The organism is Stenotrophomonas sp. INTA L402-1 (genome assembly GCF_059295135.1).
Genome location: NZ_JCAFWP010000001.1, coordinates 246,478 through 272,832, shown reverse-complemented (window position 1 = coordinate 272,832; position 26,355 = coordinate 246,478). Strand labels below are relative to the sequence as shown.

At 60.5% G+C, this 26,355-nt stretch carries 26 protein-coding genes, 1 tRNA gene and 3 pseudogenes; 14 read left to right on the top strand and 16 right to left on the bottom strand.

The window, feature by feature from the left end:
- The first annotated feature begins 15 nt into the window (after nucleotides 1-15).
- From AC5O77_RS01240 to AC5O77_RS01230, 3 genes are all read left to right on the top strand, one after another.
- Nucleotides 16-570 carry an Ohr family peroxiredoxin gene (locus AC5O77_RS01240; protein ID WP_494506345.1) on the top strand — a complete coding sequence of 185 codons (555 nt, stop codon included), beginning with the start codon at nucleotides 16-18 and terminating at the stop codon, nucleotides 568-570.
- Nucleotides 555-851 (top strand): hypothetical protein, encoded by a 297-nt coding sequence (locus tag AC5O77_RS01235; protein WP_180837066.1) that lies wholly within the window; start codon nucleotides 555-557, stop codon nucleotides 849-851. The genes AC5O77_RS01240 and AC5O77_RS01235 overlap by 16 nt, the downstream gene beginning before the upstream one ends.
- Nucleotides 852-964: 113 nt before the next feature.
- Entirely contained in the window at nucleotides 965-1,414 is a 450-nt protein-coding gene (locus AC5O77_RS01230; RefSeq protein WP_494506344.1) for a BLUF domain-containing protein, read from the top strand.
- 43 nt (nucleotides 1,415-1,457) lie between these two features.
- Here AC5O77_RS01230 and AC5O77_RS01225 read toward each other — a convergent pair whose 3' ends face one another.
- Nucleotides 1,458-1,811, bottom strand: a complete 354-nt coding sequence (locus tag AC5O77_RS01225) for a response regulator (RefSeq protein ID WP_087922597.1) — start codon at nucleotides 1,809-1,811, stop codon at nucleotides 1,458-1,460.
- 3 nt (nucleotides 1,812-1,814) lie between these two features.
- Nucleotides 1,815-2,948: a two-component system sensor histidine kinase NtrB gene (locus AC5O77_RS01220; protein ID WP_494506343.1), complete on the bottom strand. Its 1,134-nt coding sequence runs from the start codon at nucleotides 2,946-2,948 to the stop codon at nucleotides 1,815-1,817.
- A gap of 164 nt (nucleotides 2,949-3,112) precedes the next feature.
- Here AC5O77_RS01220 and AC5O77_RS01215 point away from each other — a divergent pair, with 164 nt between their 5' ends.
- On the top strand, nucleotides 3,113-3,844 hold the full coding sequence (locus AC5O77_RS01215) for a hypothetical protein (RefSeq protein ID WP_494506342.1): 732 nt from the start codon (nucleotides 3,113-3,115) through the stop codon (nucleotides 3,842-3,844).
- A gap of 17 nt (nucleotides 3,845-3,861) precedes the next feature.
- Here AC5O77_RS01215 and AC5O77_RS01210 read toward each other — a convergent pair whose 3' ends face one another.
- The 3 genes from AC5O77_RS01210 to AC5O77_RS01200 form a co-directional block, all read right to left on the bottom strand.
- Nucleotides 3,862-4,332, bottom strand: a complete 471-nt coding sequence (locus AC5O77_RS01210) for a hypothetical protein (protein WP_494506341.1) — start codon at nucleotides 4,330-4,332, stop codon at nucleotides 3,862-3,864.
- On the bottom strand, nucleotides 4,333-4,689 hold the full coding sequence (locus tag AC5O77_RS01205; protein ID WP_485617085.1) for a hypothetical protein: 357 nt from the start codon (nucleotides 4,687-4,689) through the stop codon (nucleotides 4,333-4,335).
- A 458-nt stretch (nucleotides 4,690-5,147) separates the two neighbouring features.
- Nucleotides 5,148-5,903, bottom strand: coding sequence for a tetratricopeptide repeat protein (locus AC5O77_RS01200; RefSeq protein WP_478445835.1), 756 nt, complete (start codon nucleotides 5,901-5,903; stop codon nucleotides 5,148-5,150).
- Between the two features lie 211 nt (nucleotides 5,904-6,114).
- Here AC5O77_RS01200 and AC5O77_RS01195 point away from each other — a divergent pair, with 211 nt between their 5' ends.
- The 3 genes from AC5O77_RS01195 to AC5O77_RS01185 all read left to right on the top strand — a co-directional run bounded on the left by AC5O77_RS01195 (nucleotide 6,115) and on the right by AC5O77_RS01185 (nucleotide 9,002).
- On the top strand, nucleotides 6,115-6,780 hold the full coding sequence (locus AC5O77_RS01195) for a hypothetical protein (RefSeq protein ID WP_494506340.1): 666 nt from the start codon (nucleotides 6,115-6,117) through the stop codon (nucleotides 6,778-6,780).
- A gap of 1,113 nt (nucleotides 6,781-7,893) precedes the next feature.
- Nucleotides 7,894-8,112, top strand: coding sequence for a hypothetical protein (locus AC5O77_RS01190; protein ID WP_293793955.1), 219 nt, complete (start codon nucleotides 7,894-7,896; stop codon nucleotides 8,110-8,112).
- A 590-nt stretch (nucleotides 8,113-8,702) separates the two neighbouring features.
- A complete protein-coding gene (locus tag AC5O77_RS01185) occupies nucleotides 8,703-9,002 on the top strand; it encodes a hypothetical protein (protein ID WP_293793958.1) in 300 nt (99 codons plus the stop codon).
- A gap of 193 nt (nucleotides 9,003-9,195) precedes the next feature.
- Here the strand turns inward: AC5O77_RS01185 and AC5O77_RS01180 are convergent, their stop codons facing one another.
- Nucleotides 9,196-9,471 carry a hypothetical protein gene (locus AC5O77_RS01180; RefSeq protein WP_494506339.1) on the bottom strand — a complete coding sequence of 92 codons (276 nt, stop codon included), beginning with the start codon at nucleotides 9,469-9,471 and terminating at the stop codon, nucleotides 9,196-9,198.
- A gap of 62 nt (nucleotides 9,472-9,533) precedes the next feature.
- Here AC5O77_RS01180 and AC5O77_RS01175 point away from each other — a divergent pair, with 62 nt between their 5' ends.
- The 4 genes and pseudogenes from AC5O77_RS01175 (at nucleotide 9,534) to AC5O77_RS01160 (ending at nucleotide 14,288) form a co-directional block, all read left to right on the top strand.
- Nucleotides 9,534-10,148 (top strand): hypothetical protein, encoded by a 615-nt coding sequence (locus AC5O77_RS01175; protein ID WP_494506338.1) that lies wholly within the window; start codon nucleotides 9,534-9,536, stop codon nucleotides 10,146-10,148.
- 174 nt (nucleotides 10,149-10,322) lie between these two features.
- Nucleotides 10,323-10,750, top strand: a pseudogene (locus tag AC5O77_RS01170) (BLUF domain-containing protein).
- A 1,104-nt stretch (nucleotides 10,751-11,854) separates the two neighbouring features.
- On the top strand, nucleotides 11,855-12,745 hold the full coding sequence (locus AC5O77_RS01165; RefSeq protein WP_494506337.1) for a retropepsin-like aspartic protease: 891 nt from the start codon (nucleotides 11,855-11,857) through the stop codon (nucleotides 12,743-12,745).
- Nucleotides 12,746-13,463: 718 nt separating this feature from the next.
- Nucleotides 13,464-14,288: a hypothetical protein gene (locus AC5O77_RS01160; protein ID WP_494506336.1), complete on the top strand. Its 825-nt coding sequence runs from the start codon at nucleotides 13,464-13,466 to the stop codon at nucleotides 14,286-14,288.
- Between the two features lie 55 nt (nucleotides 14,289-14,343).
- Here AC5O77_RS01160 and AC5O77_RS01155 read toward each other — a convergent pair whose 3' ends face one another.
- Entirely contained in the window at nucleotides 14,344-15,444 is a 1,101-nt protein-coding gene (locus AC5O77_RS01155; protein ID WP_494506335.1) for a hypothetical protein, read from the bottom strand.
- A 169-nt stretch (nucleotides 15,445-15,613) separates the two neighbouring features.
- Entirely contained in the window at nucleotides 15,614-16,672 is a 1,059-nt protein-coding gene (locus tag AC5O77_RS01150) for a site-specific integrase (RefSeq protein ID WP_494506334.1), read from the bottom strand.
- Nucleotides 16,673-16,824: 152 nt separating this feature from the next.
- On the opposite strand from AC5O77_RS01150, the gene AC5O77_RS01145 reads away from it, so the two are divergent.
- Nucleotides 16,825-17,730, top strand: coding sequence for a DNA-binding protein (locus tag AC5O77_RS01145; protein WP_494506333.1), 906 nt, complete (start codon nucleotides 16,825-16,827; stop codon nucleotides 17,728-17,730).
- A gap of 79 nt (nucleotides 17,731-17,809) precedes the next feature.
- Here AC5O77_RS01145 and AC5O77_RS01140 read toward each other — a convergent pair whose 3' ends face one another.
- From AC5O77_RS01140 to AC5O77_RS01130, 3 genes and pseudogenes are all read right to left on the bottom strand, one after another.
- Complete coding sequence (locus AC5O77_RS01140) at nucleotides 17,810-18,268, bottom strand: hypothetical protein (protein WP_494506332.1); 459 nt, start codon at nucleotides 18,266-18,268, stop codon at nucleotides 17,810-17,812.
- 39 nt (nucleotides 18,269-18,307) lie between these two features.
- Nucleotides 18,308-18,410, bottom strand: a tRNA-Ile gene (locus AC5O77_RS01135).
- Between the two features lie 525 nt (nucleotides 18,411-18,935).
- Nucleotides 18,936-19,280, bottom strand: a pseudogene (locus tag AC5O77_RS01130) (integrase core domain-containing protein); the annotation flags it as partial.
- Between the two features lie 138 nt (nucleotides 19,281-19,418).
- On the opposite strand from AC5O77_RS01130, the pseudogene AC5O77_RS01125 reads away from it, so the two are divergent.
- Nucleotides 19,419-19,595, top strand: a pseudogene (locus AC5O77_RS01125) (transposase); the annotation flags it as partial.
- A 493-nt stretch (nucleotides 19,596-20,088) separates the two neighbouring features.
- Here the strand turns inward: AC5O77_RS01125 and AC5O77_RS01120 are convergent.
- The 3 genes from AC5O77_RS01120 to AC5O77_RS01110 form a co-directional block, all read right to left on the bottom strand.
- Entirely contained in the window at nucleotides 20,089-21,507 is a 1,419-nt protein-coding gene (locus AC5O77_RS01120; protein WP_478057339.1) for a DHA2 family efflux MFS transporter permease subunit, read from the bottom strand.
- Nucleotides 21,508-21,784: 277 nt separating this feature from the next.
- Nucleotides 21,785-22,639: a DUF8832 domain-containing protein gene (locus tag AC5O77_RS01115; RefSeq protein ID WP_277778739.1), complete on the bottom strand. Its 855-nt coding sequence runs from the start codon at nucleotides 22,637-22,639 to the stop codon at nucleotides 21,785-21,787.
- A 280-nt stretch (nucleotides 22,640-22,919) separates the two neighbouring features.
- A complete protein-coding gene (locus tag AC5O77_RS01110; RefSeq protein ID WP_478057338.1) occupies nucleotides 22,920-23,381 on the bottom strand; it encodes a DUF6265 family protein in 462 nt (153 codons plus the stop codon).
- A gap of 89 nt (nucleotides 23,382-23,470) precedes the next feature.
- On the opposite strand from AC5O77_RS01110, the gene AC5O77_RS01105 reads away from it, so the two are divergent.
- The gene (locus tag AC5O77_RS01105; protein WP_478057337.1) at nucleotides 23,471-24,319 is read left to right on the top strand and encodes a helix-turn-helix domain-containing protein; all 849 of its coding nucleotides are present in this window, start codon (nucleotides 23,471-23,473) and stop codon (nucleotides 24,317-24,319) included.
- Nucleotides 24,320-24,359: 40 nt separating this feature from the next.
- Here the strand turns inward: AC5O77_RS01105 and AC5O77_RS01100 are convergent, their stop codons facing one another.
- Nucleotides 24,360-25,232: a pirin family protein gene (locus tag AC5O77_RS01100; protein ID WP_478057336.1), complete on the bottom strand. Its 873-nt coding sequence runs from the start codon at nucleotides 25,230-25,232 to the stop codon at nucleotides 24,360-24,362.
- Between the two features lie 165 nt (nucleotides 25,233-25,397).
- Nucleotides 25,398-26,291: a LysR family transcriptional regulator gene (locus AC5O77_RS01095; RefSeq protein WP_478057335.1), complete on the bottom strand. Its 894-nt coding sequence runs from the start codon at nucleotides 26,289-26,291 to the stop codon at nucleotides 25,398-25,400.
- Nucleotides 26,292-26,355 lie beyond the last annotated feature (64 nt).

Sequence of the window (26,355 nt, the reverse complement as noted above, 5' to 3'; positions counted from 1 at the left end):
ATCGATCGCCTGCCAATGACCGAGCTGAAGCCACCTTCGCCCGCCATGCTGGACCGCTACCAGGGCGACGACGTGCAGCCGTTGTACACCGGCCGCGTGCGGGTAAGCGGTGGCCAGGCCCAGCACGGGCGCGCGTCCGGCGTGGTGCGATCGGACGACGGTGCACTGGCGGTGGACCTGCGCCTGCCGCCGGAACTCGGCGGGCCCGGCGGCGGCTCGAATCCCGAGCAGCTATTGGCCGCAAGCTACGCCGGCTGCTTCCACGGCGCCATGGTGCTGGTGGCCGCGCGTGCCGGCCTGCTGCTGCACAACCCCAGCGTCGAAGTGGCGGTGACCTTCGCCCGTGATCCGGCAGATGGGCTGTACCTGCTGTCTGCCGAGGTCGTGGTCCATCTTCCCGGCATGGATGCGAACCTGGCCTGCGAACTGGTGCGCAACACCGAACGCGTCTGCCCCTACGCCAAGATGTTCCATCGTGGCATCAGCGATGCCGTGCGTGTCCGGGTGGCCGCAGAACGTGGCGCAGCTCAGGCCTGCAGCGACGCGGGTGGCGCATGTCCCAGCACGTGATCGCATTCGACCAGGCGCGCGTTGCTGACAGCCTGCCGCTCACCACAGCCTGCGCAGGCAAGGAGCGTCCCTCCAGGCATGCCTTCCAGTTGAGGCACCTTCAGATGGGTGATGTGCCGGCACCGGTTGCATCGAATGCTGATCGCATTCACATGTTCCAGATGGCCCTGCTCGTCGCGGGCAGCGTCGAGGTCGAGAACGTAGAAGAAGCCTGTATCGGGCATTGCGGCATACCTGGAGATTTCGCGCATGGTGCACTGCGCATCGCCTCCATCTTGTGATGACGGCCCATATTCAGCGTCATGCGAAACTGAACTGTTGTGTATTTCTTCGACACCTCACATTGACACACGCCCCTTGCTGCTAGGGTCGTGTCTCATCAAGGAGGTGCACAATGCCCATCAGGGCGGTGGTATATGCAAGCGGTGCCGGCAAGGGCATCGCGGGCGACAGGCTGGGCTTGCCCAGCGGCAAGCTGGACTGGATCGTGGACGACGCAGCCCGCTTCAATCGCAATGCCGGGGTTGCCGGCGTGCTCCTGTTCGATGGCGAGCGCTTCCTGCAGTATCTGGAGGGGCCGGAGGACGGACTGTCGGTAGCGTACTCACGTGTGCTGGGCGCCAGCAGCCACAATGGCATCGTTGAGCTGCAACGGGGCAGGGTGGGACAACGCCGCTTGCCTTTCTGGCCGATGAAGTGGCTGCCTGTTGAGCCGCAGGAACTGCGGCGGCTGGCACACGCCGACTGGACCCGCTTCAATCAGCGAGGCGACGCGGGCAATGCCAACGCAACCGCCATGGATCGCCTGGTGGGGCTTGTAGAGCCTTACGCCATCGCTGCTTGAGGCGCGCCTTCGCTGCTCCTGCTCGAACGTACGGGAGTGCAGCTCAGAACTGGCTCTTGATTGCAGCAATCAGCTGCGTGAAGCGATAGGGCTTGGAAAGGAACTGGACGTTGTCCGGCAACACAGGCAACTGCGAGCGGCTGTAGCCCGATGCCAGCAGGATGCGGGCGTCGGGCTGGACGGCGGCGGCTTCCGAGGCCACATCCAGGCCAGACACGCCTTCTGGCATGCTGTAATCAGTCACGACAATAGAGAACCGAGCGCTGCCGCGCAGGCATTGGATCGCTTCAACGCCATTGCGGGCGGTGGTCACCGCGAAGCCCTGGGCGGCAAGTGCATCCACAACGATCTCGCGAAGATCATCCTCGTCGTCGACAAACAGTACTGAAAGAGGCATTGGCTACTCGGCGACAGGGTAGTAAAGGGCAACAGATGTTCCTGAGCCAGGCGTGCTGTCTACACGGATGAAACCGCCCGATTGGCTGGTGAAGCCGAAGACCTGGCTGAGGCCCAGCCCGCTGCCGCGTCCGACGGTTTTCGTGGTGAAGAAGGGCTCGAATATTCGTGCCTGATCGTCCGGCGCAATCCCTTGGCCGTTGTCCTCAACGGTTATGCAGAGGAACCTGCCAGGTTCCTGGTGTGGGTCATCAGGATGACGTTCTGTCTGTAAACGCACTGTAATCTTGATGTATCCGCCGCGCGGCATTGCGTCACGGCTATTGCACACCAGGTTGAGAATGGCGGAGTCCAACTGACCACGGTCGAGGTTGACGGACGGAAGATCGCCCGCAACGTCGAGCTCGACTGCAACCGCATCGCCGGCGGAACGTTGCAGCATGTCGTGCATGTCACCTATCGCCTTGCCGACATCGAACCGTTCTGGCGCCAGTTCATGGCCTCGACCAAACGTCAGCAACTGCCGAGTCAGCAGAGCGCCACGTTCTACCGACCTCAGGGCCGTGCGGATGTACTTGTCAGAAAGCTCGCCGTGAGGCTGCGCGGCGATCAGATCCAGGCAGTTGGTGACCACGCTGAGCAGGTTGTTGAAGTCATGGGCAAGGCCCAGTGTCAGCTTGCCGATGGCCTCCATCTTCTGCGCCTGCAACAGCTCATGTTGTGCACTTCTCAGCTGCTCCTGGGCAAGGTAGCGCTCGGTTACATCCCGCGTGATCTTTGCGAAGCCGACGAGTACGCCGTCCACCCTCACCGGGTCGATGACCACGCTGGCATGAAAGCGCAAGCCGTCCTTCCGAAGCCGCCAACCTTCGCCTGCGTAGCGACCTTCATTCGCGGCAATGGCAAGGTTGCGTGCCGGGACGTCGGCAGCAATGTCTTCGGGCGTATAGAACCTGGCGTAGTTGGTGCCGACCACCTCTTCCTTTCGGTAGCCCTTGATGCGCTCTCCGCCTGGGTTCCAGGTACGGATGACCCCGCGAGGGTCGAGCATGTAGATCGCGTAATCAGTGACGGAATTGACCAGAAGTCCAAATTGCTGCGACTCGTCGCCCAGATCGCCCGTGGGATGTGGAGTCATAGGGCACCCTCCTTCGGGCTGATCAAGCTATGCTTCTATTTGTTAGCTGTTTGTGAAAGTGAAGGCGGACCTCTCATGTCGGCGGATGGTTCATCCAAGCCGCCTGCCACACACCTCGGCTACGATGGGCGCCATCGGCATTGAGCCGTGGGGCGGGGGACGCAATGGACATGCAGACAGGGGGCGATTTCGATCCGCAAAACCAGACCAAGCAACAAGAACTGACCTTCCACTGGCTCTACCAGCGGGTGCAGGGGCTGGTAGAGCACAGCATCTACCCGAAGGCGGGCCGGGTGGAGACGTGGGCGTTTCGCGTTGGTTTGGCCGCCGCGATCATTGGCATTCTCTGTGGCCAGCTGCCTGATCGGTGGCTACCCGTCAGTGTGGTGTTGCAAGTGGTTGTTGCGTGCCTGTCGATCGAGATCGGAGGCTTCCTTCTTGGAGGTGTTCTGGCCGCCCGCAGAGGCTTCCGCCAGTTCAGTCAGCCACGGTTGTCGCACGCCATGGAGATGGACGGCGACTTCGCACACTGGCAAGCCGTGGTTACCGAGCTCCGCCATTTCTCTCGCATCGAGCGCGAGCGACGCTTGCGCTACGTCAGCACGCTCCGTACCAATATGATCGAGCGCATGGGCCTGATGTACGGCGGGCTGCAGCGGCTTGGGCCGTTCCCGCTGTTGATTGCGCTCTACCTGCAGTTCCGCGGATGGAAATGGGGCGACTGGGCGGGCGCTTTCGACGTCAGCCTGGTAGGCGCATTGTTGATCTTCGCAATGGTGCTGCTGTACGTGTTGGGCTGGATGCTGATCAGCATGCGCACCCGCCTGGACACTTACGTGGCCTTGCTGGAAGGCTCCATTCACGAACCCGAGCCGCCGCAGCCCGCGCCGCTGTAGCGTCGAGCCATGCTCGACTACGGCACACCACATCGCGCCCCATCAGGCACATCGCCAGCGAGAACCTGCAGCATCCGGTCCATCAGAGCAGGCTCCGGCACTCCAGCCAGCACCTGTTCCAGATAATCCAATGGCTCCAACTGCCATTTGAGGATTGTCCGCAGCTGCAGAACGGCGGGCGCCCGCTGCTCCGCGTCCAGTGAGACCCGCAACAGCAGATGTTTCGAGCGCCTCTCCAGCCACAGCACTGGTATACCTCGGCAATGAACCTGGAACTCGGCATCGCGATGCCGCTCAACAAACTGGAAGCCCTGTCGTGGCCGAGACTCCACGAACTGCATTGCCTGGCGGCGCAGTTGTGAAAAGCGATTGTCGATGATGCTCTGGAACGCGAGCTGCTCAGGCGACGGCGGCACCGACCACCAAAGCTGTGCCGCGACCACTGCCGCGAGGCACAGCGCTGTGGCCGCCCAGCGGCAGCAAGCCACTCAGCCCTCCGGGCGTACCCGATCGATGGCGTGCGCCGTGAGTCCCAGCCCGGCCATGATCAGCCCCTCCATGACGCGCGGGCCGACATACTGCTCCAGTTCACCGTTCTCGCGGGCACGCTGCGCGGCCAACAGGATCTCCAGCACCACGCGAAGGCCGGCCAAGGAGCAATCGGTGTCCGCCAGGGCAATGCGTCGCCCGGGCATCTGATGGCGTTCCGGCCAGGGCTGGCCATCGGAGGCGGCACCGGAGCCGATGCTGTGCAGGAGGGCGATAAGCGTGTTCGGGTCCAACGCGGGGCCGTTGGCGGGCGCGTCTTGGATCGGGTGCGGGGCAGGGGAGTGGGGCTGGGTCATGGCTGGGCTCCTTGCGTGCAGGCAGAAGCCGCCACCGATAAAGGTGGCGGACGGTGCGAGGTTCGAAACCCGGTGTGCAATCAGACCGGCGGGCGCAAGGCCCCCACGCACCGCCCGCCATAGCCGGCTGACGGATTGCCAGTCGGCACCACGCGGTGGTGGTGCCGACTGGCAAGCGCTTTTTACGATTGCACAACCGGGGTTTCGAAGCCCGGCCACCTGTTCAAGGTGGCACGGCAAGAAATACGCCCGGTTGTGCGCGATGCCAATGCAGTAGGGCCGATGCCGTCACTACATTCAACAGTTTCAGAATCGTTGTATATGGCGCAACGCGGCTGGAGCCTTGCGCTGCAATGCTATCGGCGATGTCGGTAGTGCAGGCCTGCGGACTGTCGGCATCCGCCCGGAGAGACCATGAGCGAGACGGATGCGACAGGGTTGCCAAAGGCCGCCAGGCGTCAGCGGCCCTTCAACGCGGCCTTGGTCCGCTCCAGCCATGCGGCATTGTGGCTGCGCGCATGGCGCGACCAATGCTGGGCATCGTCGATGATGCTGGCGAACAGGCTGCGGGCCTGCTCACGGTCGGCAGGCTGCGGTTGCGCCATCAGCCACTCGGCGTAGAGGCAGCGGGCCGCCGCATCGTTTCCGCATTCCACAGCGCGCTCGAACGCGGCGCGGGCGTCGGGCGACTGGGCAGCAGCCAGTGCCTGCGCGTAAAGCAGGGTCTGTTCCGGCTTGCGGCGCACGTCCGGATGGCGGGCAAACAGGTCGTCCAACGTCTCGACTGCAAGCGCGGCGTGCCCGGACTCGAGGCGAGCACGCGCCAGGCCGGTCAGGATGTAGGGGTCGTCGCCCAGTGGCGAGCTTGCGGCCTGCTCAAGCAGGGTTCTGGCTTCCTCCGCCTGGCCGGCATCCAGCAGCGTCATGCCAAGACGAACCCGGTTCTGCACGGTGGGCGTTCGCGACAGATCAGCACGTGCGTTGCGCAGGTCCTGACCCGGGTTCATGAGCTGCTTGGCGGAGCGGATGGCCTGACGGGCGCCGCGCGAGTTGCGGGCTTCCGGGAAGTAGATAGCAAGGAAGTAGACGACGCTGCCCAGCAGCGGGAACGAGAAGAGCAGGATGAGCCAATAGAGGCTCTGGCCCGAGCGGATGGCGTGCACCGCGAAGTAGATGGCCGCCAGTACGTGGAGTCCGATTCCGATATAGGGCATGTGTGCCGTCTCGTCCTTGTGAGGGCTGGAACTATAGTGGGGGAGGGGTGGGGCGCCAATGGGGTGGGGCGATCGAGCGTGACGCGTCACGTTAATAGGGTTGGATTCTGCGAGGTAGGGCGCTGCATGTCACCATGTGAGGGTGCTGCATTGATGGAGGGCAATACATGGAACGTACGCAAAAAGCACTAACGATGGCCAATGTCGCTGGTTGGGATCGGCGCTGGTCACGTTTGGCTTGGTTCAAGGGGGCTTTTATCTGAAGGCGTATTGGGACCACTTCGGCCTGGATCCCTTTCAGTTTGTTGCGGTGAGTGAGCTTGCGCTGGCAGGGCTTGCTGGGATCGGCATGGTGTTATTTCTCATGCTGCTGGCCTCGCTGTTTGGCGGCTGGGTGGAGATGAAGGTCACGAGCGGCAGCTCCAAAAGCAAACTGTTCGCATGGCTGTTTCCAGTGCATTTCTTCACTGCCCTAGGGCTGCTGCTTTGGTGGTCGAACACGTGGCCTCTTCTGATAGGGATTCTTCTGACGGTCATCTGTGCATTGATCGTGCATCTTTCGCCGATGATGCCCACCGCAGTGAAAGATTCCCCTTGGCTGCTTTACGCCTTGGTAATGCTGGTCTACGTCTCGATAGCTTCAAGCATGCTTGGCTCCCAGCGTGCCGAGAAGATTTCCTCTGGCGGCGGCAAGCACGTGGCGGCTGTGACTGTTGATGGAAAGGTGCAGGGCGACCTAAGCCTGATTGGCCGTCTTGGTGACAGCTATGCACTGTGGGACCCGACGCGGAAGGCTACAGTGCTTGTGCCTGTTGGCGATGTTGGGAAGTTGGAGATTCTGCGAAACGGTGTGATTCCTGTTTCGGCAGCCCAATAGGGCTGGATCTCGGCGAGCGCCAAGCTGAGAGTGGCAGTGCACTTCAGTACGGGGAGTAGCGATAAGTGATGTTTATCGAGGGTAGTACCGTCTTACCATAGAGTCGAATACTGGAGGCACACGCCCCCCCCCCTGCGCCGCGCGCCTCAGCGGCGATACTTATCTCCAATCACTGCTCCCGGGCCAGCATCGACTGCTGGGCAAAGATGCCCGTCATCGCGCCCTGTGATGCTGCTTGGGTGACCGACTGCGTAGCTCGACGAGTTGGATACACGTAATGGACATAGGCTTGGCTGGACTGTGGGTAGGCGTATCATGGATATACTCAAATCACCCATAAGCTAGAGGATCCCCTATTGAGCACCCCCATGCTCCCAAGAATCGTCGGCTTCGATGTCCCACATCTACATGAGCGCGTAGATTCTTCGACTGATGAGGCTATCGTTGCGCTATTGGATCTTGCGCCGGGTGCCCGCTGGACAGAACTCTTCGTAAGGAAGTGCGAGGCGCTGGCGTCTCAGCTCTCCTTGGCAGATGTCCGGGTTGAAGGCTCCAGGATCTATTTTTACGGGTCAATCAGCGACTCAAGAGCGCTCGCCGATGCGGTCATGTCCATCGTTCACGTGCTGAATGATCAGCTCATGCGAGAAGGGAACGACGCAGCCTCGCGGGAAGAAAACTCCTAGGAGCAAGAGAGACGCGACCAGCATTGGCCTGCGATCTCCGCTGCACCAGGGTGACCACGCAAGCTGGATCGGGCCGCAAGTCTGCCCTCGAGGTCGTCCAGCCATTCTGCGCGTGTTCCGTGAGGGGCTCTGATGTAGATGTCACATGCGAGCCGGATGACGGGGTCAACTTCATGGCGGAAGCTAATGGCGGGTAGCGCACCAGAGTTGAATGCCAATCCCCAATGCGTGAGTTCACGTTCGACGTCAACGAAATCCTTGTTCCTCTTGCGTTCCATGTTCTTCTCCTCTTAGAGCTGCACTGTACACCCTTAGAATCGGCGACCTGTTCATGGCGCTTGTTCATACTGGTGCCAATTGGGCACGGCTGCGTAACAGGCTGGGGGCCATTGTGGGGTGGCAGCAGATGGCTGCATCGGAGTAAGACATGAACAACACTTCCCAGAACCAGAGCGACAGTCACAACTCAGATGCCGATAAGAAGCATCCGGGTCAGCAGGGCCAAACAGACGGGAAGGATCTCGGCGGTGAGGATTTGGCCGGAAAGCAAGGGCAGCAACAACAGCAGCCGAACGGCACTGAGCCTGGGCACCCAGGCCCTGGTCAGGCCCAAAAGGTCAGTGTCGATCGCGACGATCGTCGTTGATGCATAAGGGGTGGCCGCGCCAAGCGCGGCTCCTTCCGTATCAACAGGATCGCTGAAATGTCATCCCACGCTCAAGCTGTGAACTTGATGACGAAGATCATGTATCAATCGCGCCCGGTTACCACAACGACGATGGCTCAGTGCCGGACCTGCCAAGGGGAAAGCCCTGGAGGAATGGAGTGTGCGCGGTGCCTGACGGAAAAGTTGGGAAGGGTGATTGCGAATCGGGGCGCTGCTCTTTGCTGGCTTGAGTCGTTCCTGAAAGTTCAGCGAGACGAGGCACACGTGTTCACATGTGCAAGGAGAGTTGATGCGTCAGTCTTGTAGTAGTCGCATTTTGCCCTGACATTGCGCAAGCGTATGCTCGGTACATCTAGGAGCAACGCTATGAATTTCCCGATATGCATCTACGATCGAACGGGTACTGGGCTCCGGCTTCCTTCCGAGTGGTGGATTGATCTGCAGTCAGATCTTCCCGCTCTAGTGAACGGCAGTGAGCGCATAGATCTGCCACGTTCCTCGAAAGATGAGCGCCCTAGCCTGGATCCTGAAGTTCTCAGTGATCTATCCAGACGAATCCGGGGCTCGCAATGGCTAGAGTAGATTCAGCTCAACCGCCAGGTGTGCGCTGGCTCTTCTTCCGACTTCGCAATGGGCAGTCGATCAGCCCGGCCAGGCTAATGTCTGTCTGGTGCGAAGCTACTGAATCAACCGAGTGCGCAGTCCGCCGCGAGATCATTGACGGCGCTGGCTACGTATATGCTCTCTATGCACCAAATGGACTGCGCTCCCCCCGTCGTGTGGAGCTGCGCATGAGAGCACTTCTGGAAGAAGCCGGGTATGCATTCACGATGGGGAGCTTGGCTGGGAGACATCCAGCCGACGGCTGAGGGGTGCCGCTTCCAAGGCTGAAGGACCATCATCAGATCCCTTTTTTTGGATTCGCTGCCGTCCTCGAACGCCTGCGTGTGCCTATCCAGGCGGTTGAAGAGCGCTGACTACGCGGCAAGCGGCAAGCGGCAAGCGGCAAGCGGCAAGCGGCAAGCGGCGCCAAGCTACCATCTCCGAGAAAGTGGTCGTAGCCTATGAAGAGCTATCTGGCGCACCAATTTGCTCGCTCAGAACCGTCAACGATTGTTCGAAGGCTGCGGCGAAGAGATCGCTGCTGTCGCCCCGGTGTTTTGCCACAATGTTTGGCAGAAGCTGATGCCATGCGTCGGAGAGGTCGTTGGGTGTAGGGTGGGTCAGTACGCAGATTCGCAACGCATACTCCATCGCCTTTAGGTGGCCGCGGTGCATCTCAAGTCCTGCCTCGCAGGCGTGGAGGCGATCGAGGATTTCCGTGATTTCGGTCGACATGGCGTTCTCGACAGGCGGGAGGCGGACAGGGGATAGTTTGCGGACACCTAGACGAGCCCGCTATGAGCATCCTCAACGTTCTGCTCACTCGTGACCACCTTGTCGTCGCCGTGGATACCTTGGCAGAGGATGCCCGAACAGGAGCGCATTCCGCGGGAGCGAAGCTGCTTCTGATCCCTCAGCACAATCTGGCGCTGGCCACTCGCGGCTCCACGCAGTTCTTCCTCCGCATCTACGAGCTAACGCTGCAAGCCAGCTTCCGCGCGGACTTCACGATGGAGCAGCTTTCCGCCGAGCTGGGGTTGGTGGTGGACCAACTATGGCCGAAATACCAGAAGGCAGCGGCCGAGGCAGGCCTGCCGCTAGAGCAGCTCGGGACAGAGTTAGTGCTGGGCGGCTGGTCGCCGAAGAACGGGCGAATGATGGCCACGGCGTATGCCAAGAGCGACAGTCAGTGCCCGACCCGAGTCCAGCCGATCGGCGGGCAGCTGGCATCGCCCGGCGAACCGCTCCAGGCGGTGACGCCGAGCATGTCCCAGACCGATTTAATGGCCCATGCGCGCCTCCAGGCCAGCCACCTTAATGAGCAGATGGGCAGGCAGGTGGCGGGCGGTCGGCTGCTGGCTGGGTTCCTGCAGAACGGGCAGGCCGTGGTCAAGGACCTAGGGGCGATCTGATCTGGCTCGGAGAGTGTTGGGCGAATCGGACGCACATGGCCTGAGGGTGGCCTGGCCGGCTGTACCCGGGGTGTGTAGCGGCGGGGGCGAGCTTTGACGTCGATCTGGCGGCCTCTACGCGGTGCTTACGATGTCGGATCTACGCTCGGTCTCCCCGAGGAGCCGGAGAGTGCCATGCCCAACAGGGCTGTTGTTTTCGTCAGTGAGGCCACACCCCAGCTCGCTGTGGAGCATTTGGCCGCGATCATGGCAGACGCGGCTCGATTCAACAGAAATGCAGGTATCAGTGGCGTCACCCTGTACGACGGCAGACGATTTCTGGTGTACATGGAGGGGCCGCCGGATGGTCTGGATGTTGCGTTCTCTAGAGCTGCAGGCGCTTCAAGCCATGCCGAATTGATCGAGCTGGCCAGGGGGGGGTGGGGCAGCGCAGGCTTCCGTATTGGCCGATGCGTTGCGTTCCCCTGTCGCCGCCGGAGCTGGTGCAGCTGGTGCGAGCCGACTGGACTTCCTTCCTACAGCGGGAAGGTGATCAGACTGGCCCGGCCACCGCGATGGAGATGCTGGTGGGGCTGGTTGAACCTATTGCGAAGGCCGGTTGACGGCGGGAGCTGGCACTTCCCCGAACGATTCGCGCACTCATCGGTGTACCAGAGAAGCCATCGTTCATTTCGGGCCTTGGACGTCGAGCGGATCATCCGGCTTTGGATTGAAGAGTGCCACCAATCGCTCGCGGCGGCACTGTTCAAGCCAGTGGTGCCAGACCTCCATTTCGTCCATCAATCCTGTGGCTCCGCAAGCTGGGCATGTAAGCGTGGTGCCCTTGGGATCGGTTTGAAAGCCGGCGTCCTCGGTCAGTGAGGACCTCAGTCCGCAGTTTTTACATGTTGTCCGCACCTGTTCCAAGCGGATGATCGCCCCATTGAGCGCAAGCAGAGGCAGGATCGTATGGATCCTGAAGGCGTTGGGAGGGTGCATAGCCGTGCCATTTGAGGGCTGGACACGGGAGCAAAGGATTCTGCACCGGAGAAGAGCCACGAGACTGCAGTGTGCGCCGCTCAAAGTGAACCCTTCATCACAGCGAGCTGAAGCGTCGACCGCTGTCGCAGAGCGTGAGACCGCCGGCCGTATCCTTCCGGCCATGCGTCCATCGCACGGCTACCAAGGCTCCCGCACCGCCCCTATCCCCTCTGGCTGAGTTCAGATGGGGGAGATCTGGGTGCCTTGGTGGAACGGCAGGCAGATTGGCAACGTCTCGGCGGCCAAGGAAGGTGGGGCGCGCTTGCGTCAGAATCCCCCGGAAGGTGTTACAGACCAAGGATGTTTGGGCGGCCAGCATCGTCCAAGGCAAGCGCTATGCCGAACGCCGGTGCCTGGCGAGGCTCTACCAGAGTTGCGCCTGCGCGCGGCCGTGGCGCGGCTGCTGGACGTGACACCGTTGGAGCCGCTCGAACCGTTGCCCGACCGGCGACTGACACCTGAGCAGGTGCAGCAGACCCAGCCGCTTGGTTGAGGCTGGGGTGAGGAAGCAAGGGCGGGTCAAGGGAGCGCTGGAGCCGCGCAGGCCGCCGCCAGAGTCCAAGGCGAGGCAAACGAGGCAGTGGATGCGCGCCCGAGCAAGTGCCCAGTCTTGGCATTAAACTATTTGATCCGGTGGTGCATCCAAGGTGCGCATGGACTCATGCGTTAGCCAATGGATGCTGCCAATGTCTACGAGATGCCGCCCCCAGTCTTTTGCCCTTCTAGCGGTGATTGCCTTTTCCTGCGCACCTACTGCCTCGGCAGAGACTATTGCGATCCCCTTTGATCTGGGCAAGGACCATCGAATTTATGCAGAAGGCACAATCAATCAGTCGCGCCCCCTTCGTTTCTTGATAGATACGGGGGCGGACGGCATGGCCGTGTCAGTTGCTACCAGTACTCTGGCTGGTATGAAAATCGATGATCAATCGGAGAACGCCGGCTCAGACGGAACGAGCCTGGTTGAATACAGTACGAGCAATAGAGTTACCCTTGGAGCCGCTAGCAGGACGCTAGGTGCCGCAGTAATTGACTACCGAAATCGGCCTTTCGATGCCGTTCTGGGCTGGAAATTCTTTGAGGGACGTGTAGTCGAGGTCGACTACGATAAGAAGACCTTGTTCGTGCATAGCAGTTTGCCCAGTACAGCGGGCTACACCAGAGTGAACACGCGGTGGATCGACAACACCCCCGCTATCGAAGTGACTTTGAAGACTGAAGGCTCACGATTCAAGGCGTGGCTCTCTTTGGATACCGGGAGCAACGGAACCATCGATCTGAGTTATGCCTACAGTTCCCGGCACAACCTCTCGGGTGTTTTTACGCAGAAGATCGGAACGTCACAGTTCAGCGGAAGCGCTGGTAAGAAGATCCGCGCGGTCGACGTCCGTGTCGCCTCGGTAGAGATTCAGGGCCTTCGGCTGGAGCAACCCAAGGTGTCTTTCACCATTGATGAAGACAGCTCAACTGGCGACGGCACGGTCGGGAGTGAGGTCCTTCGGAATTTCAACATCCTATTGGACACGAAGACCGGGGACGTCTATCTGCGCCCGAACGGGATTCTCGGCAGGAGCTGATGTTGGGAGGCGGAGGCAGGCCCTGAACGTCCGAGCGTAGAGTATCGACCATGCCGGGCCTGTCGCCGTCCCGCGAGCAACAGCAACAGGCCCGGCGCCTAGCCGAGGCCGGAGCTAAGGGGTACGAGCGGATCAAAGCGGCGCTGGAGCCGCGCAAGTCGCCGGCAGAGACGAAGCCACCCCTTGAGAGACGCCCGCAAGGTGTGTGTCAGGGAAGGTGGCTGGGTTCTTGCAGAAGGGGCAGCCCGTGCTCGAGGATCTTGGAGAGATCCAGGTCGTTTGCAGCAATCCGACTAACGCCAAAATCCGTCCGCCCCTTATGTGTCATCTATGCGGAGCCACAGCAGGCTCAAGGTCAGTCGTGGATAAGGAAGATTTATCGAGGGTAGAGGAAGCAATTCTACTTCTGTCCACGGCGGCCCGGGCCTGTCCAACTAAACGAAAACACGCACTCCACCAAGAGCTCATGCGGCCACCCTTCTGGGCGTTGGCTCTAACGACGGTCAGCTTGGTGGGTGGGAACCGCTTTTCTAGAATAGAATCTGCAACTGCAGCAGACACACTGATTGTTCAGTCAATGCCTGCTGCCGCTCTTGCCAGAGCGCCCTCGACTCAACTTAACCTAGGCTCAAGCCGAATGATCACTCTAAGTTTCGATAGAAGCCTAATTCGTCTTAGTTCTTGGGATGAGCTCTATGAGACACCTGGCTATGTCAAAGTGCTTGACGCTAAGTCAGTCCAGCTTAGGGAGATCATTGGCGTCTACTCATTTCAAACGAGAGAAGCGTGTGGTCTCAAGAACTGCAAACAGCCCCACGGCAATGGATACGTAGTAACTACTACTAGTGGAAGCGTCACAAACATTGGAAGCATTTGCGGTAAGCGGGCGTTCTCAATTACGTTTACAAACTTGCGAAGAGCGTTCGACAGAGATCTTAAGGCTAAGGAGAGAAGGGAAAGGCTGGAGGCACTTCAAAGTAGGCTGCCGGCGGTCCTGGAGCAGTTTCGCTCCATGCGGGACCACGCGAAACCACTTTACAGAGCTACTATGGGTCTGAGGGGATCAGGTGTTCCGCGGCAGATAGCCGATGCGGTAAGGAATATGATGCGTATCGGAGACGGTGCGATAACCAAGAATAGAAAGGCGACCCCTCAAGAGCGAGAATTTGCCATTGAGTCGGGGCTGGCTAGGCGGGACATGCCGTACTATGTCAGTGAGATTGTTGGACGCATCAGTAGCGTGAGTGCACTAAACGAGGCGGAGACGCTTAGGGAACTGCTCAACGAGCTCGACCCGACGCTCAATAGACTGGCAGAGTGCGATCTAAGCACAATTTCAGACAAAGAAGCTCGCCATCTTGATAAAGCGACCAGCGGCATAGATTCTAGGCTTGATCAAATCGGACGCACGATTACGTCGCTCCGTGCATTTGCTACCCAGGACAACATTGGCCAACTTGCTATGATCTTGGACTCACCGACTGATAGGAGGCTCTTCGATGGATTCTTGCATTCATTGCCTGCGCCCGGATTGGTTCGGTAAAGGCATCTGCCTGAAGACCCTCGGCTGAAGCGAAACGATGGCAAGCGACAAGCTCCTAGAATGGTATGTCGAACGTTCCGACCTCTATCCCACCCTTGTACCGAGCTCTTTTTTCAAAGATGCTTGCAAACTCCCTTCGAAGCTCAGCGTCACTGTTCAGCTTATCCGCATCACTCTCAGAAAAATCCATCGAAACCTCGATTCCCCGCTTGTTAGTGCTAAGGATGACTTCCCCACTTGGCATGGAAATTCTCAGCCTCGAAGCCGCCTTGCTCAAATAGTGCCTGAGCATATAGCCCATTTCTTCTTTGAAGTAACTGCGCACTTCAGATGAAGTCGCAATGGCCTCAAAGCTCTTGCCGACCTCATTTGAGAAGAACTTAACATTATGCGAGTGAAGCAAATCGATATCGCCAATCCATTGCTTCAGTGCGGAAGATTGCACGAAATGCACGGACGCAGCCGTGTCTTTCCTTCTCACCATATATCGAACGAAGCAAGTGATGCGATCGACCTCGCGCACTTGCTTCCTGTCTTCATTGAATTGAACTTCCACCATTTGAGCATCAAAGACTGCATGCAGTGAGTAGCTGTAGATCCTCTTCCTTCGCGCCATATCGCCCCCAGCCCGCTTTCCGAGTTCGTGATCGAGAGCCTTGATTAGGCTGGTAAAAGAGTCGTAGTAAGGCTTGTCATTGTTAGCCTGCCCCTCATTGCCCACCATCTGAAATGCAAAAACGTCCCGAGCCGCCACTAGCATCGTCCTAACGGCGGGGCTCATCGATGAAAAATAGCGATCTTTCCAGTTCGAGCTGGAGAGATGGGCCTTCATCGGCTGCAGTCTCGTGGCCTGTGGCGCAGGCTCCCAGTCAGCATTTGGGTCCTTGGCTGGGCGCTTGCGCGAAAGAAAGGCTGCGGCATCCTTTGCGATCTTTTTGCAGCTGATCAGAGCGCAAGTGAGTACGTGTACATCGTCCATTTTTGTTATCTTGTAGGCGATAACATCGAGCTCTCGCGCCTGATTGCTTACGTCATCAATGTAATAGCTTCCATTGATAGTCTTCCAGCCTGCCTTCTGTAGCGCTGTCACCACCTCGTGTTCAAGAACAAACCCAGTTTTCGCAACCGCTTCGAGGACTTTCGCATTAGTTGGCACGAGTAAATCCTTATAATTTGGCGTGGGCGGATATCATTGCTCGGCTGAGTTGCCGGCGCAGTTCAATTGTCCGACCAAACGGTAAGTCGGGGAAAGATCTTTGATTGATCGGGTCAGCGGACGGTGACTGCGCGGCCTCAGTCCACGAAAGAATTTCGGCGATGGATAGTCATGCCTTCGCCGCGCCCTTGTCGTCCTCCAAAAGTCGCGCCGCTGGATTGGCTGTGGCTCCGCCGGCTTGGAAGTATCCCACCACGCTCGACACCGAACGGTGCTCGGTCAGTTGCATGATCGCCGGCAGCGCCACGCCTTGGCGGCTGGCCTCGGTCACAAACCCTGACCGCAGGCTGTGTCCACCAAAATCCCCCTCCAGCCCGGCCAGGCGGGCTCGCCGTTGCACGATCTCACCCACCGCAGCGGGGGACAGGGCAGGGCCGACGCGCTGCTTCCAGAGCCGCCGGAAGATGGCCCCCTCGGTGATTCTGGACGCCTCCAGCCAGTCCTGCAGGGCGAGAGCGGCCCTGTCCAATACCGGCTTGTCTGGCGTCGAGGTGGCGGTAACGCCGGCCTGCTGGGTCTTGCTGTGCTCGAGCCGGTAGATGTAGCCCGCCTCGCCGATCCGACGCAGGTCGCGCAGGTCGGCCGCGGCGATCTCACTACGCCGACGGCCACCGCTGGCGAACCCAAAGGAGAGTAGGGCGCGATCCCGAATGCCTTCCAGGCTGTCGTCGCAGGTGGCCAACATGGCCTCCAGCTCGCCCAGGGTGATCGCAGTTTTCTTACGGGGGCGCTCGCCACGCTTGACCGCGGCGCGCGCCGCGCGACTGAGCACGGTGCGAATTGCCGGCTGCTCGCAGGGATTGGCCACGTGCTTGAGTCGGTGCGCGGTGGACAGCACGGCAACGCGATGGCGCACGGTGGCTAGGGTCCACGGGCCGACCTTGGCCTTGAGGCCAGCGGCCACCAAGGCCTGGTCGACTGCTGGTGGCAGCTCCCATGCCAATTCGCCGTCGGTCGAGCGGCGCTGCACATGGTCGACCACGAACTGCAGCACGGTGGCTTCGGGTACCGGCAAGGCCAGCTCGATGCCGTAGCGCGCCGCATGCCAGCCGGCCCAGTAGCGCAGGGCGCTGGTGTAGCTGCGGGTGGTGTTCTCGGCGGAAGCTTCGGCCAGCAGTTCGCGGACCGCATCGGCCGCCTGCTGGGCCAACTGTTCGGGCAGCGCCAAGCTGGGTGGCCGTGGCGGCGGACATGGGAATTGTAGAGATATCTTTCATACTATGTAATGTACGCTACAGCAACAAGACCATACCCTCGATAATCATCACTTATCGCTAGTACGTTATCAGCAGAGTAGGGTGCCAGTACAGGAGACTTCGCATGGCCCGCGGCATCACTGAATCTGACGTCCATACCGCCGCCGACGAGTTGGTCGCCAAGGGCGAACGCCCAACCGTCGAGCGGATCCGGGCTCACCTGGGAACAGGCTCGCCGAACACGGTGACCCGCTGGCTGGAGACATGGTGGAACCGACTTGGCACGCGCCTGCAGCCAGCGCGTCCGCACCTGGAAGATGCACCAGCGGTGTTGGCAGAACTCGCCGGGCAATGGTGGGAGTTGGCGTTGAAGCATGCCCAGGAGGCCGCCCGTCGAGAGCTTGCATCGTCCGAGCAGGCCCTGGCTGCCGAGCGTGATGCACTGGAGGCCAGTTCCCGACTTGCGGCTGAAGAGCTGGCGCAAATGCGCGCAGTGCGTGACGTTGCAATCACCGGGGAGAGAATTGCAACGACCCAAGCTTCAGAGCTACAGCACCTGGTCGACCAGCTTCAGCTACAGATCTCTGAACTTGCAGAGCAGCGCGACCTCGAGCGTCGAAGAGCCGACCGTACCGAGACAGCAAGACAGCAACTCGACGTCCGGCTTCATGACGCCCTGGAGACGGCGAAATCTGAGCGAGAAGACTGGACCGAGTACGTCAGATCTGTCGAGAATCGGGCGCTAAACGATGTTGATCGAGCACGCCAGGAGGTGAAGGAACTCCAGACGCAGCTAAGCAAGACATCCGAAGAACACAGGGCCCTTGAGAAGCAACTGCGTCAGGATATTCAGGCCGCCCAATCGGCGGCAGCAACCGCCAGCCGGTCTGCGGATATCCTGCGCGGGAAGTGTGACGCTCTCGAGGGACAACTTTCAGCGCTTCAAAACTTGCCGGCTCGGGTTGAAGTGGCACTCAAGCGGTCCAAAAGAGCTATTTCACCTGCGGTTCGGAAGCGTCCAAAGCAATAGGGGCGTGCTGCGACCCCTCGGCTACTGGTGACTTGTCCAAGTCAATCAGGCGCCACTCACGCTCAGGCACCGAAAGTGGCTATTCATCTTCATCGAATTCGATGAGCGCAGCGCGCAAGACCGCTGCAGGATCGACCCTGAAAATCTCCTCAGGAGTCGCGCCTCCCAGTAAAACGTGACAACTCATAAACCACTCGACCTCACCCCAGCCGGTAGTGCGCCCCTGATCATCCGGTGTAAACGGCCCTTTTGCTCGCATGACCGTCAGGATGTCATGCAACTGGCTGACGGGCTGACCGTCTTCCTCAAACTGCCATGCGGGGTAGCGGTAGTGGGATGACGGCGGATCCATGTATACGGCGAGAAGTCGCCACTGTTGGCGGAGCTTCGTCGCCGCTGTTGGCAGCGAGCTCTCATAGGCTGGATCGACGATCCTAGATACTTCCTCGGCCGTCAGCCAATGCTCCGCCAACCTCGCACGTTTTTGGGCGGCGGCGACCAAGATTGGGGGGAGGCTGTCGAAACGGGGAATCACCATCTTGCACCTGCCTCTAGGACAAGAAGTCCTGTTCAGTGGTGGTGCCCCTGGTCGGAATCGAACCGATGTGTACGCGCTTATCTGGCACGTGCTCTCACCGGAGTATAAAGCCGGCGCTCTGACCAACATGAGCAACAGGGGCGTGATCGATCGAAGCGATCACGCCGGTATTCGAGGGTCGAGCGATACTAAGCAGGTCATAGGGCAAGCATACCGGCATTGACACCAGGCTGCCATGTACAGAGACGCGAACCCCGGTTTGCCACAGAGCAAAGGCGATGGATCGCCAGGAGCCACGGTCCAGCGACTGAAGCCTCCGTTGCTTCCGAACTAGTAACACCTTTACATGGCGCGAGGTAACAGATTTACCTGCTTCGTCACCAGAGCCAAGCCAGAGCCGGAGCCACTGCCAGGCCGAGCCCACGAACCGGATCATGCCCGATACAGCATTTCGCATAATGTATATTATGTTCACCTACCTGCAGCGGTGGCCGGCACGGGTCTTGCCCAGTCCCCGGCTCCGACGTTGGCATGGAGCCTGATCAATGCGTGCCCTGAAACGACCGCCCCTTAGGTCGGCTTTTCGTTTAAGTGCGGTCGACTGGTCACCCCCAAAGGGATGCGAGCTGCTGCTGGAAGATTTCGCGTCGGCCATCGTGGCGGAGACTTTAGGCCGTTCTTCGTTGTAGTCACGCCGCAATCTTTCGATACTGGTCCTGGCATGGAGCAACGTCGGGAACCAATGCTCGTTCAGACAATCAACACGCAGCCGCCCGTTGAAGGACTCAACGTAAACGCATTGGTTCGGCTTGCCGGGCTCGATCAGGCGCTGGGCAATTTCCTTCTCGTGAGCCCACGCCACCCTCGCCACGTCGATGGCCACCGCCTCGTGGGGGGCGCCGTTCTCGAACACCTGCTCGGCCAGCAACTTCTTCAGGCGTGTGTTCTCGGCCTCCAGGTCCTTGAGCCGCTTGGCGTCGGGCACGCTCATGCCACCGAACTTGCTGCGCCACGCGCTACTCAATCTCGGAGGGGGAGCGCAGCTCGGCATGGAGCGGGGAGCAGCCCTCCCCTACCCTCAATATATCGGGTTCTACCCCGTTTTCACGGACACTTACAAGAAGGCCGATTCAGGCCATGAGGAGTGTTCATGTCAAAGCGTAGGAAGTTCGGTGCCGAGTTCAAGCGCGGTGCGGTTGAGCAGGCGAACCAGCCCGGCATCAGCTGCGCCCAGGTGGCCCGGGAGCTGGGAATTCGCGACAACCTGCCAACCCGCTGGAAGCGCGAGGCGCAGAATCCAGAAGCGGCCGCTTTCGGCGGCGCTGGTCAGAAGGCGCCGCTCACACTCAGTGACATCTGGTCGATCAGGGCGCGCCTACAGCTTGCAGGAGGTGCTCGTGACCTAGCGCTGTTCAACCTGGCGATCGACACAAAGCTGAGAGGTTGCGATCTGATCAGCCTACGACTGCGAGACGTATCGCATGGTGCGGTCATTGCTAATGAGGGCTATCGTATTGCAGCGTAAGACCGGCATGCCAGTTCAGTTCGAGTTGACCGTCTCAACAAGAGCCGCCCTCGCTGAATGGGTCCATCAGGCTCGGCTGGAGTCGGCATCCTATTTGTTCCCAGGATAGGGTGATAGTCACCTGTCTACCCGGCAGTACGCGCATTGCAGCGTCATGGGCTTCAGCCATTGGACTCGACCGCCACAGCTACGCCCCCTCCTGCTTGGATCCATTGGATCCAAGCTTGATTGAAGCCCTCCCGATTTCATCATGGTTGAGTCAGCGGACGCACCGCATCCGCTGACCTCAGCCCATCTAGCCCACTGGCACATCCCTCTTCGAACCGTTGGATCCAATGAGCACCACTGCAGCCAGAGCGGCCAGGCCGGCAGCAATTGCCGCACCCAAGAACGCAGCCTGGAAACCCGTCAGCGTACCTTCCGCACTTTGGCCTGCAACAGAGCTGGAGCCCCATGTAGAAAGCGCAACCATAGTAGCGAGACCTATGGCAGAGCCAATCTGGTAGGTTGTATTGATCAGGCCCGAAGCCAGGCCGGTTTCCTCGGGTTTGGCGCCAGCCATGCCTGCCATTGTCGTCGGAATATACGCCAAGGCCATCCCGAACGCGGCGAGGAGAGAAGCAGGAAGAACGTGCGTCACGAATGAACCATCCGGCGGCAGATTCGCAAACATCAGGAGCGCTCCACCCATAAGCACCAATCCGATCACAAGGTTTGCTTTCACGCCAAACCGCCCAATAAGCCTACCGGAAAGGCCAACCATCACGATCATGATCGTGCCGGTCATCGGCAGAAGTGCCAAGCCACTGGCTAGCGCAGAGAGACCAAGGATCTGCTGGAGGTAGAGGTTCAGGAAGAACCAAAGTGGAATCCAAGCGGCGCCAAGAAGCGCCATTACAAGGTTGCCCGCCGCCAGGTTTCGTGCTTTGAAGATGCTCATGGGAAGAAGCGGCTCGCGCCTCACGAACTGCGCGACCAAGAAGACGGCGAACAGAACGAGTGATACACCCAGCATTGCCAGAACCTGCGGAGAATAGAATCCAGCCGTTTCAATGGTAACGATGGCAAAGACAAGACTGACAAGCGCAGTCGTCACACTGATCGCCCCAAACCAATCAACTGCGCCGGCGTTGCGCGGAGACTTGCGGAGCACAGCCGGTATCAAGGCGAGCACCAACAGGCCGAGCGGTACATTGATCAGGAAGGTCCAGGGCCAAGTCAGCCATTCGGTGATGACGCCACCTAGAAACACACCCGCAGATCCGCCGGCAGCAGCAGCGGCACCCCAGAAGCCGAATGCCTTGCCAAGTTCGGCACCATTGTGTCCAAAAAGACGCATGAGGATCATCAATGCGGACGGCGCGATGAGTGAGGCGCCAACGCCCTGCAAGGCGCGGCCGGCAAGCAGCATCTCCTGACTTTGTGCCAGCCCCGCTACCAGGGATGCGGCGGTAAGTATGAAGAAGCCGCTCGCAAATATCCTCCGCGCACCGAAGAGGTCACCCAGTCGCCCGCCCAGGAGCAGCAGACCGCCAAATGCGATGACATAGGCATTGAAGATCCAGCTAAGCCCACTGGCGCTGAAGCCCAGTTCAGCCTGCATTGCGGGTAGGGCCACGCCGATGATGGATGTATCAAGAATAACGATAAATTGGGCAGTACAAAGAAGAGCTAGAGCGGCCCATCTTTTCGGGTCAGGTATGTTCTTCTGCATTGAGACTTCCAAGTATCAAGTGCTCGCCAATTGCGATTGATGGTGAGTGTCAGACTTACAACGTTGACAGAGTCAACAGTGGGAATCATGCGCGCAGGTATGCGCATCAATGTTGATGCACCCCCCTGCCGACAGGTCAGGGCAAGCGTTCGCTTGGGTGACTGGCCAACTGGGCCCGTAGCTTCCAGCAACGTGCATCTAGGCAATCCGGCCACGCTCAAACCTGCCGCGACAGAGGGCCTGTCAAAGCGTTGCTTCAGCAAGACCCCGGCTCGTCTCAGGAACTCTCAGCAACATTGACGACCAACGGAACCGTTCGGATCTCACCGCTACCCATGAACTGGATCCAAAGCGCATATTGGCCCGGTCTAGGAGGATTCGCGTGGAGCATCATCTGTGCTGGGATAGGGCCAGCTTGAACATGCCCTGCTCTGTGGGAACCGTGCGCGCCCTCGGGTGTATTGATCGACATTGCGTGGGCGTGGACGTAAGCAAGGTCATGAGTTCCGACGAACACCGCGTGAGCCGGGACGCCAAGGTACAGGCCCAGGTCCTGGGCAGGTTCTCCGTCCTTGAGAACCGTTAGTTTCAGCATGCTCTCCTTGCCCGCCTGCAACCCCTTCTGATCCAGTTGCACTGTATAGGGGCCGTCGGCTCCTTCACTGGATGACAGGGGAGGCTCGGTTCCAGAGGCGCCGGTTGCTGCATCCACTGAAACGTCGAAGCGAACCACCTGCTGTCCAAGCCCAGCAGGAACCGCGTCAGCAAAAACATGGTAAAGGCCCGGCTTCGGGAAGTTCATCGCCACCCGGAAGCGACCATCCGGCTCCGGTTTGCCCGGATGCTCGTGCAGGAAGCTGGAGAAGTTGCTGTCGGTTGCCAGAACATGCAGATCCTGCGTCAACTCCTCTTCGAACTTCGTTATGCGCTTACCCGTGGTCTTTTCGGAGAATGTGATAAGTAACTCACGGGAAAGAGGGCCCGTTTTTTCAATGGAAATTTCGGCAGTCACCTTCTCGGTTGATCCCGGAAGTGCGAAGTGCCCTCTCAGCGCTCTCTCGGACGCCGCGGATGGCAGCGCGGTCGTACCGATGGCGGCCATGCCGAATGCAAGAAGATTTTTGATGAACATGGGGATCTTTCTCCATAGAAAATTGACCAGCTGCGTGCCAACGACTGACCGTGGCATCCGGCCTCGGCCGGCCTCGCCAGATCAGATGTGTGAACGTTGATTGCCTGGCTAATTGGCACATCAACTACTTTCAGCGCTGACAGCGTGGCAATGTCAATACGATCCATGGAAGCCTTTCTTTTCCATCTGCTTGGATTCATGTTCGGAGAATGCGGGTCTCAGGCGACGTCCAGTTCCCGCCTCCCCTGCTACCGCGGCAGTAGGAGTATTCGTCGCGACGTCATGAGTTGCAGAGTCGATAGTCAAACGGAATACGCAGGATCTTCCCATCATCTCCCGGTCCCGAAATGCTCGCTTGCAATGACGTTCCATCACGCCGGTACTCGATGCGCTTCGGGAAGTCATTCTGCAGATTCTCGAACACCACCCAGTTCGCGCCGTGCTCGGCAATGACGAACGCGGTTGCCGCCACGCCATTTGGCTGCACATGCAGGCCAGCCGCTTTGCCTGCAGGCACCAGACGCATGTACTCGAATGACTCCATATCGCCGCGGCTCAACGTGCGCGACATACCAAGCAAGGCGCCGCCTGCCTCTGGCAGCCACACCTCATCAAGCCTGCGCTCCTCGGTACCACCGCACCAATGCCCGGCCAACCAGTCGAACCTGGCCGGAGCAGCGGTGACTGCACTGCTTCCCAACGCCAGCCCTGCGCCCAGCACCACCAACGTCGACTTCAACATACCCTGACCTCCTGGATCGGTTGGACGCAGGCTAGCGCCCCAGCCCCGGGGACGCTTGTAAAAATGCGCAGGATGACGTCCGATGCGGCATGGACTACCGCGAGCACCCTGCCCCCGACGACCTGCGCCGTCATGTCCAGTGCCTCTGGTGGCTGCGGGACGAAGCCCCAGGCCATGAGGTGCAGGTCATCTATCCCGATGGCCGGTGCGAGTTGCTGGCGGAACTTGGCGTGCCGCTGCATCTGCACGGGGCAGATGGCCGGATCCGTTCCGATCTGCCGTTCTGTTTCGCCGCACAGCAATGCGGCCCGATCCGCCTGCGGGCCGTCGGCCCGGTGTTCTGCATCGGCGTGCGGCTGCAGCCGGCCGCAAGCGCCTTGATCGCCGGTGCCCGCCTGCCCGGCCTTCGCGACCAGGCACCGGACCTGTACACGCTGGATGCCTCCTTTGCTGAGACCTTCAGTGCGGCCGCACGCGCCAGCGCGGCAAGCAGTACGCCCGAGCCGTTATGGCAGGTGCTGCAGGAATGTTGTGCCAGTTTCACCCTGGACGAGCGCATCGAACAGGCCGTTGCGGAGCTGGATGCAGCGGAAGGCGACCTGCGCATCGCCGAACTGGCGCGGCGGCTTGGCATGTCCCTGCGTGGCTTGCAGTCGCGTTTTCTGACGGCCGTGGGCATGACGCCGAAAGAATATGCCCGAGTATGCAGACTGCAGGCTCTGTTGCACACGTTGGATGGAGAAGCCACCAGCATCGCCTCCGCCGCTGCGCGCCACGGCTACAGCGACCAGGCCCATGCCACGCATGACCTGGTGCGATGGACCGGCGTCACGCCCGCTCGGCTGGTCCACGCGCTGCGCGGTGATCGCGGCAGCGACGATGCACTGCGGCTGGCTGCCGCCTTCGTGCGCAGAAGCAGTAGCGACCACTCACGATAGCCGGGCCCCACCCTCCTGCCCTGCTCCAGAGCCGACGCCATCAGCCAGCGCCTCCCGCCAGCCGGATCTGCTCCCCCAGCTCCCGGATACGCGCTTCACCAGCCTCCAGTGCCTGCGGGCTGGTATGGACCGAGTAGTAGCCTGTTGCCAGCGGATACGGATGCCGTGCTGCGGTACCGAACACGAACTCGGTGTCCTCGCGGGCGAAGAACGCGACCTCCTGGCCGCCTTCCTCGAAGACCACCAGTTCACCTGCACCGATCGCTTCGGGTACACGCAGCGAGCCCACGCTCACCGCGGCCCAGGCCACGTCATGTCCCGGCGGCGGCTGGAACCGCCACGATTCTCCCGCCCGCAGTTTCACCGAAACGTAGTTGATCGGTGCCGGGGCATCGATGGGGCTGCGGGCCATGCCGTACGCTCCCAGCAATACGGTCACCGGGCCTTCGCTGCGGATCTCGCCAGGAGAGAAGTAGCGGCTGAAGGGCGCGCCCAACTCCAGTGCGGGCGGCAGCGCAAGCCACAGCTGGAAACCGCGCAAGCGATCAGAATCACCGAATCCGCCGCCGTGCCAAGCGCCACTGCCGGCCTGCATCCACTCCATCCAGCCGGCCTCGATACTGCCCTGGCGCCCCTGGTCGTCTTCATAGTCGACGGTCCCTTCCAGCAGCCAGGTGAGCGTGGCGATGCCCGAGTGCGGATGCAGGCCAAGCGCAGGGGCTTCGGCGCGCGAAAGATCGCGGGCGTCGATGAGATCGAGGAAGACGAACGGCTTGAGACGTTCGCCCAGATCGGAAGGGCTCACCAGCCGGGTGATGGGCCCGTGGCTGCGGCCGCGGGTGCGATGCACGATGCGGCGCACGGAGGCGACCGGAGAGATCGCGGTGGATTCGGAAGGGTGGACGGCAAGCATGGCGTGGTCTCCTTGGAAGCAGGTTTCGAACGTCGCGACGACGTCCTACGCCCAAGGTAGGCACTGAGCACTCATGGCAGTAGCCCGCCAGTTCGGATTTCATTCCTCCATCGCTGGAGCAATAGCTGCCACGCGTGGAAGCGGCAGCGCCTCCCGCTCAGGTGCTTACCAGTTGCCATGCATCAGATGGGTCGTGGCGAAGTCGACAAACGCGCTGGCGGCGCGTGGCAACTGCCGCCGGCTCTGGTAGACCACGAACAGCTCCAGGCCATCAATACGGTAGTCGGGCAGCACCTGGACCAGCGTCCCTTCCCGCAGCGGTTGCGCCACCATCGCCTCGGTCAGCAGCGCGATGCCCATGCCGGCCACGCAGGCCTTGGTCAAGGCCAAGGCCGAGTTGGCGCTGAATCGCCCGCGCACTTCGACCTCGGCGGGGCCATCCGGCCCCATCAAGCGCCACTGCGTGCGCCCTGAGCCCGAGGGCACGGCGATGCAGTCGTGCGTGGACAGGTCCTCCAGTGCGCTGGGCGCTCCCCGTGCCTCCAGGTAGGCCGGGCTGGCCACCAGCACGGCACGGTTGTTGCCCACCCGGCGCGCGATCAGTGTTGGCCCGGTGACTGCACCTGCACGAATCGCAACATCGATGCCGTCAGCGACCAGGTCGGCGCGCGCATCATTGAGCACGAACTCCAGGCGCACCCGCGGATGGGCCTGCAGGAATGACTGCACCCACTCCAGCTGGAACCAGTTGAAGAAGTCCACCGGCGCGGCGACGCGCACCTTGCCCACCGGCACTTCACTACCCTCGGAAAGCTCCAGGGTAGCGTCCGCCAGCGCCTCGATCTGCTCCACGCTGCGCGCGTACAGGCCCTCACCGGCATCGGTCAGGGTCAGCTTGCGGGTGGAACGATGCAGCAGCCGGACACCCAGCTGCTCTTCCAGCTGCTGGATGCGCCGGCTGGCGGTATTGGAGGGCATGCCGATCCGGCGGGCGGCCTCGGCGAAGCTGCCGGCCTTGGCCACCTGTACGAACAGGGCCACATCATTGAGATCGATCACCCGTGGTCTCCATGCAGACGACCTCCGGTTCGGAGGTCCCTGCATTGTGTTGCAAATGGTGTCG

Coding starts and splice junctions, on each gene's coding strand:
- AC5O77_RS01230 (WP_494506344.1), top strand. CDS start 965: ATGCCCATCAGGGCGGTGGTATATGCAAGCGGTGCCGGCAAGGGCATC.
- AC5O77_RS01115 (WP_277778739.1), bottom strand. CDS start 22,639: ATGTTCATCAAAAATCTTCTTGCATTCGGCATGGCCGCCATCGGTACG.
- AC5O77_RS01120 (WP_478057339.1), bottom strand. CDS start 21,507: ATGCAGAAGAACATACCTGACCCGAAAAGATGGGCCGCTCTAGCTCTT.
- AC5O77_RS01220 (WP_494506343.1), bottom strand. CDS start 2,948: ATGACTCCACATCCCACGGGCGATCTGGGCGACGAGTCGCAGCAATTT.
- AC5O77_RS01110 (WP_478057338.1), bottom strand. CDS start 23,381: ATGTTGAAGTCGACGTTGGTGGTGCTGGGCGCAGGGCTGGCGTTGGGA.
- AC5O77_RS01215 (WP_494506342.1), top strand. CDS start 3,113: ATGGACATGCAGACAGGGGGCGATTTCGATCCGCAAAACCAGACCAAG.
- AC5O77_RS01225 (WP_087922597.1), bottom strand. CDS start 1,811: ATGCCTCTTTCAGTACTGTTTGTCGACGACGAGGATGATCTTCGCGAG.
- AC5O77_RS01190 (WP_293793955.1), top strand. CDS start 7,894: ATGAACAACACTTCCCAGAACCAGAGCGACAGTCACAACTCAGATGCC.
- AC5O77_RS01105 (WP_478057337.1), top strand. CDS start 23,471: ATGGACTACCGCGAGCACCCTGCCCCCGACGACCTGCGCCGTCATGTC.
- AC5O77_RS01180 (WP_494506339.1), bottom strand. CDS start 9,471: ATGTCGACCGAAATCACGGAAATCCTCGATCGCCTCCACGCCTGCGAG.
- AC5O77_RS01145 (WP_494506333.1), top strand. CDS start 16,825: ATGGCCCGCGGCATCACTGAATCTGACGTCCATACCGCCGCCGACGAG.
- AC5O77_RS01200 (WP_478445835.1), bottom strand. CDS start 5,903: ATGCCCTATATCGGAATCGGACTCCACGTACTGGCGGCCATCTACTTC.
- AC5O77_RS01140 (WP_494506332.1), bottom strand. CDS start 18,268: ATGGTGATTCCCCGTTTCGACAGCCTCCCCCCAATCTTGGTCGCCGCC.
- AC5O77_RS01205 (WP_485617085.1), bottom strand. CDS start 4,689: ATGACCCAGCCCCACTCCCCTGCCCCGCACCCGATCCAAGACGCGCCC.
- AC5O77_RS01235 (WP_180837066.1), top strand. CDS start 555: ATGTCCCAGCACGTGATCGCATTCGACCAGGCGCGCGTTGCTGACAGC.
- AC5O77_RS01175 (WP_494506338.1), top strand. CDS start 9,534: ATGAGCATCCTCAACGTTCTGCTCACTCGTGACCACCTTGTCGTCGCC.
- AC5O77_RS01100 (WP_478057336.1), bottom strand. CDS start 25,232: ATGCTTGCCGTCCACCCTTCCGAATCCACCGCGATCTCTCCGGTCGCC.
- AC5O77_RS01165 (WP_494506337.1), top strand. CDS start 11,855: ATGTCTACGAGATGCCGCCCCCAGTCTTTTGCCCTTCTAGCGGTGATT.
- AC5O77_RS01185 (WP_293793958.1), top strand. CDS start 8,703: ATGGCTAGAGTAGATTCAGCTCAACCGCCAGGTGTGCGCTGGCTCTTC.
- AC5O77_RS01240 (WP_494506345.1), top strand. CDS start 16: ATGACCGAGCTGAAGCCACCTTCGCCCGCCATGCTGGACCGCTACCAG.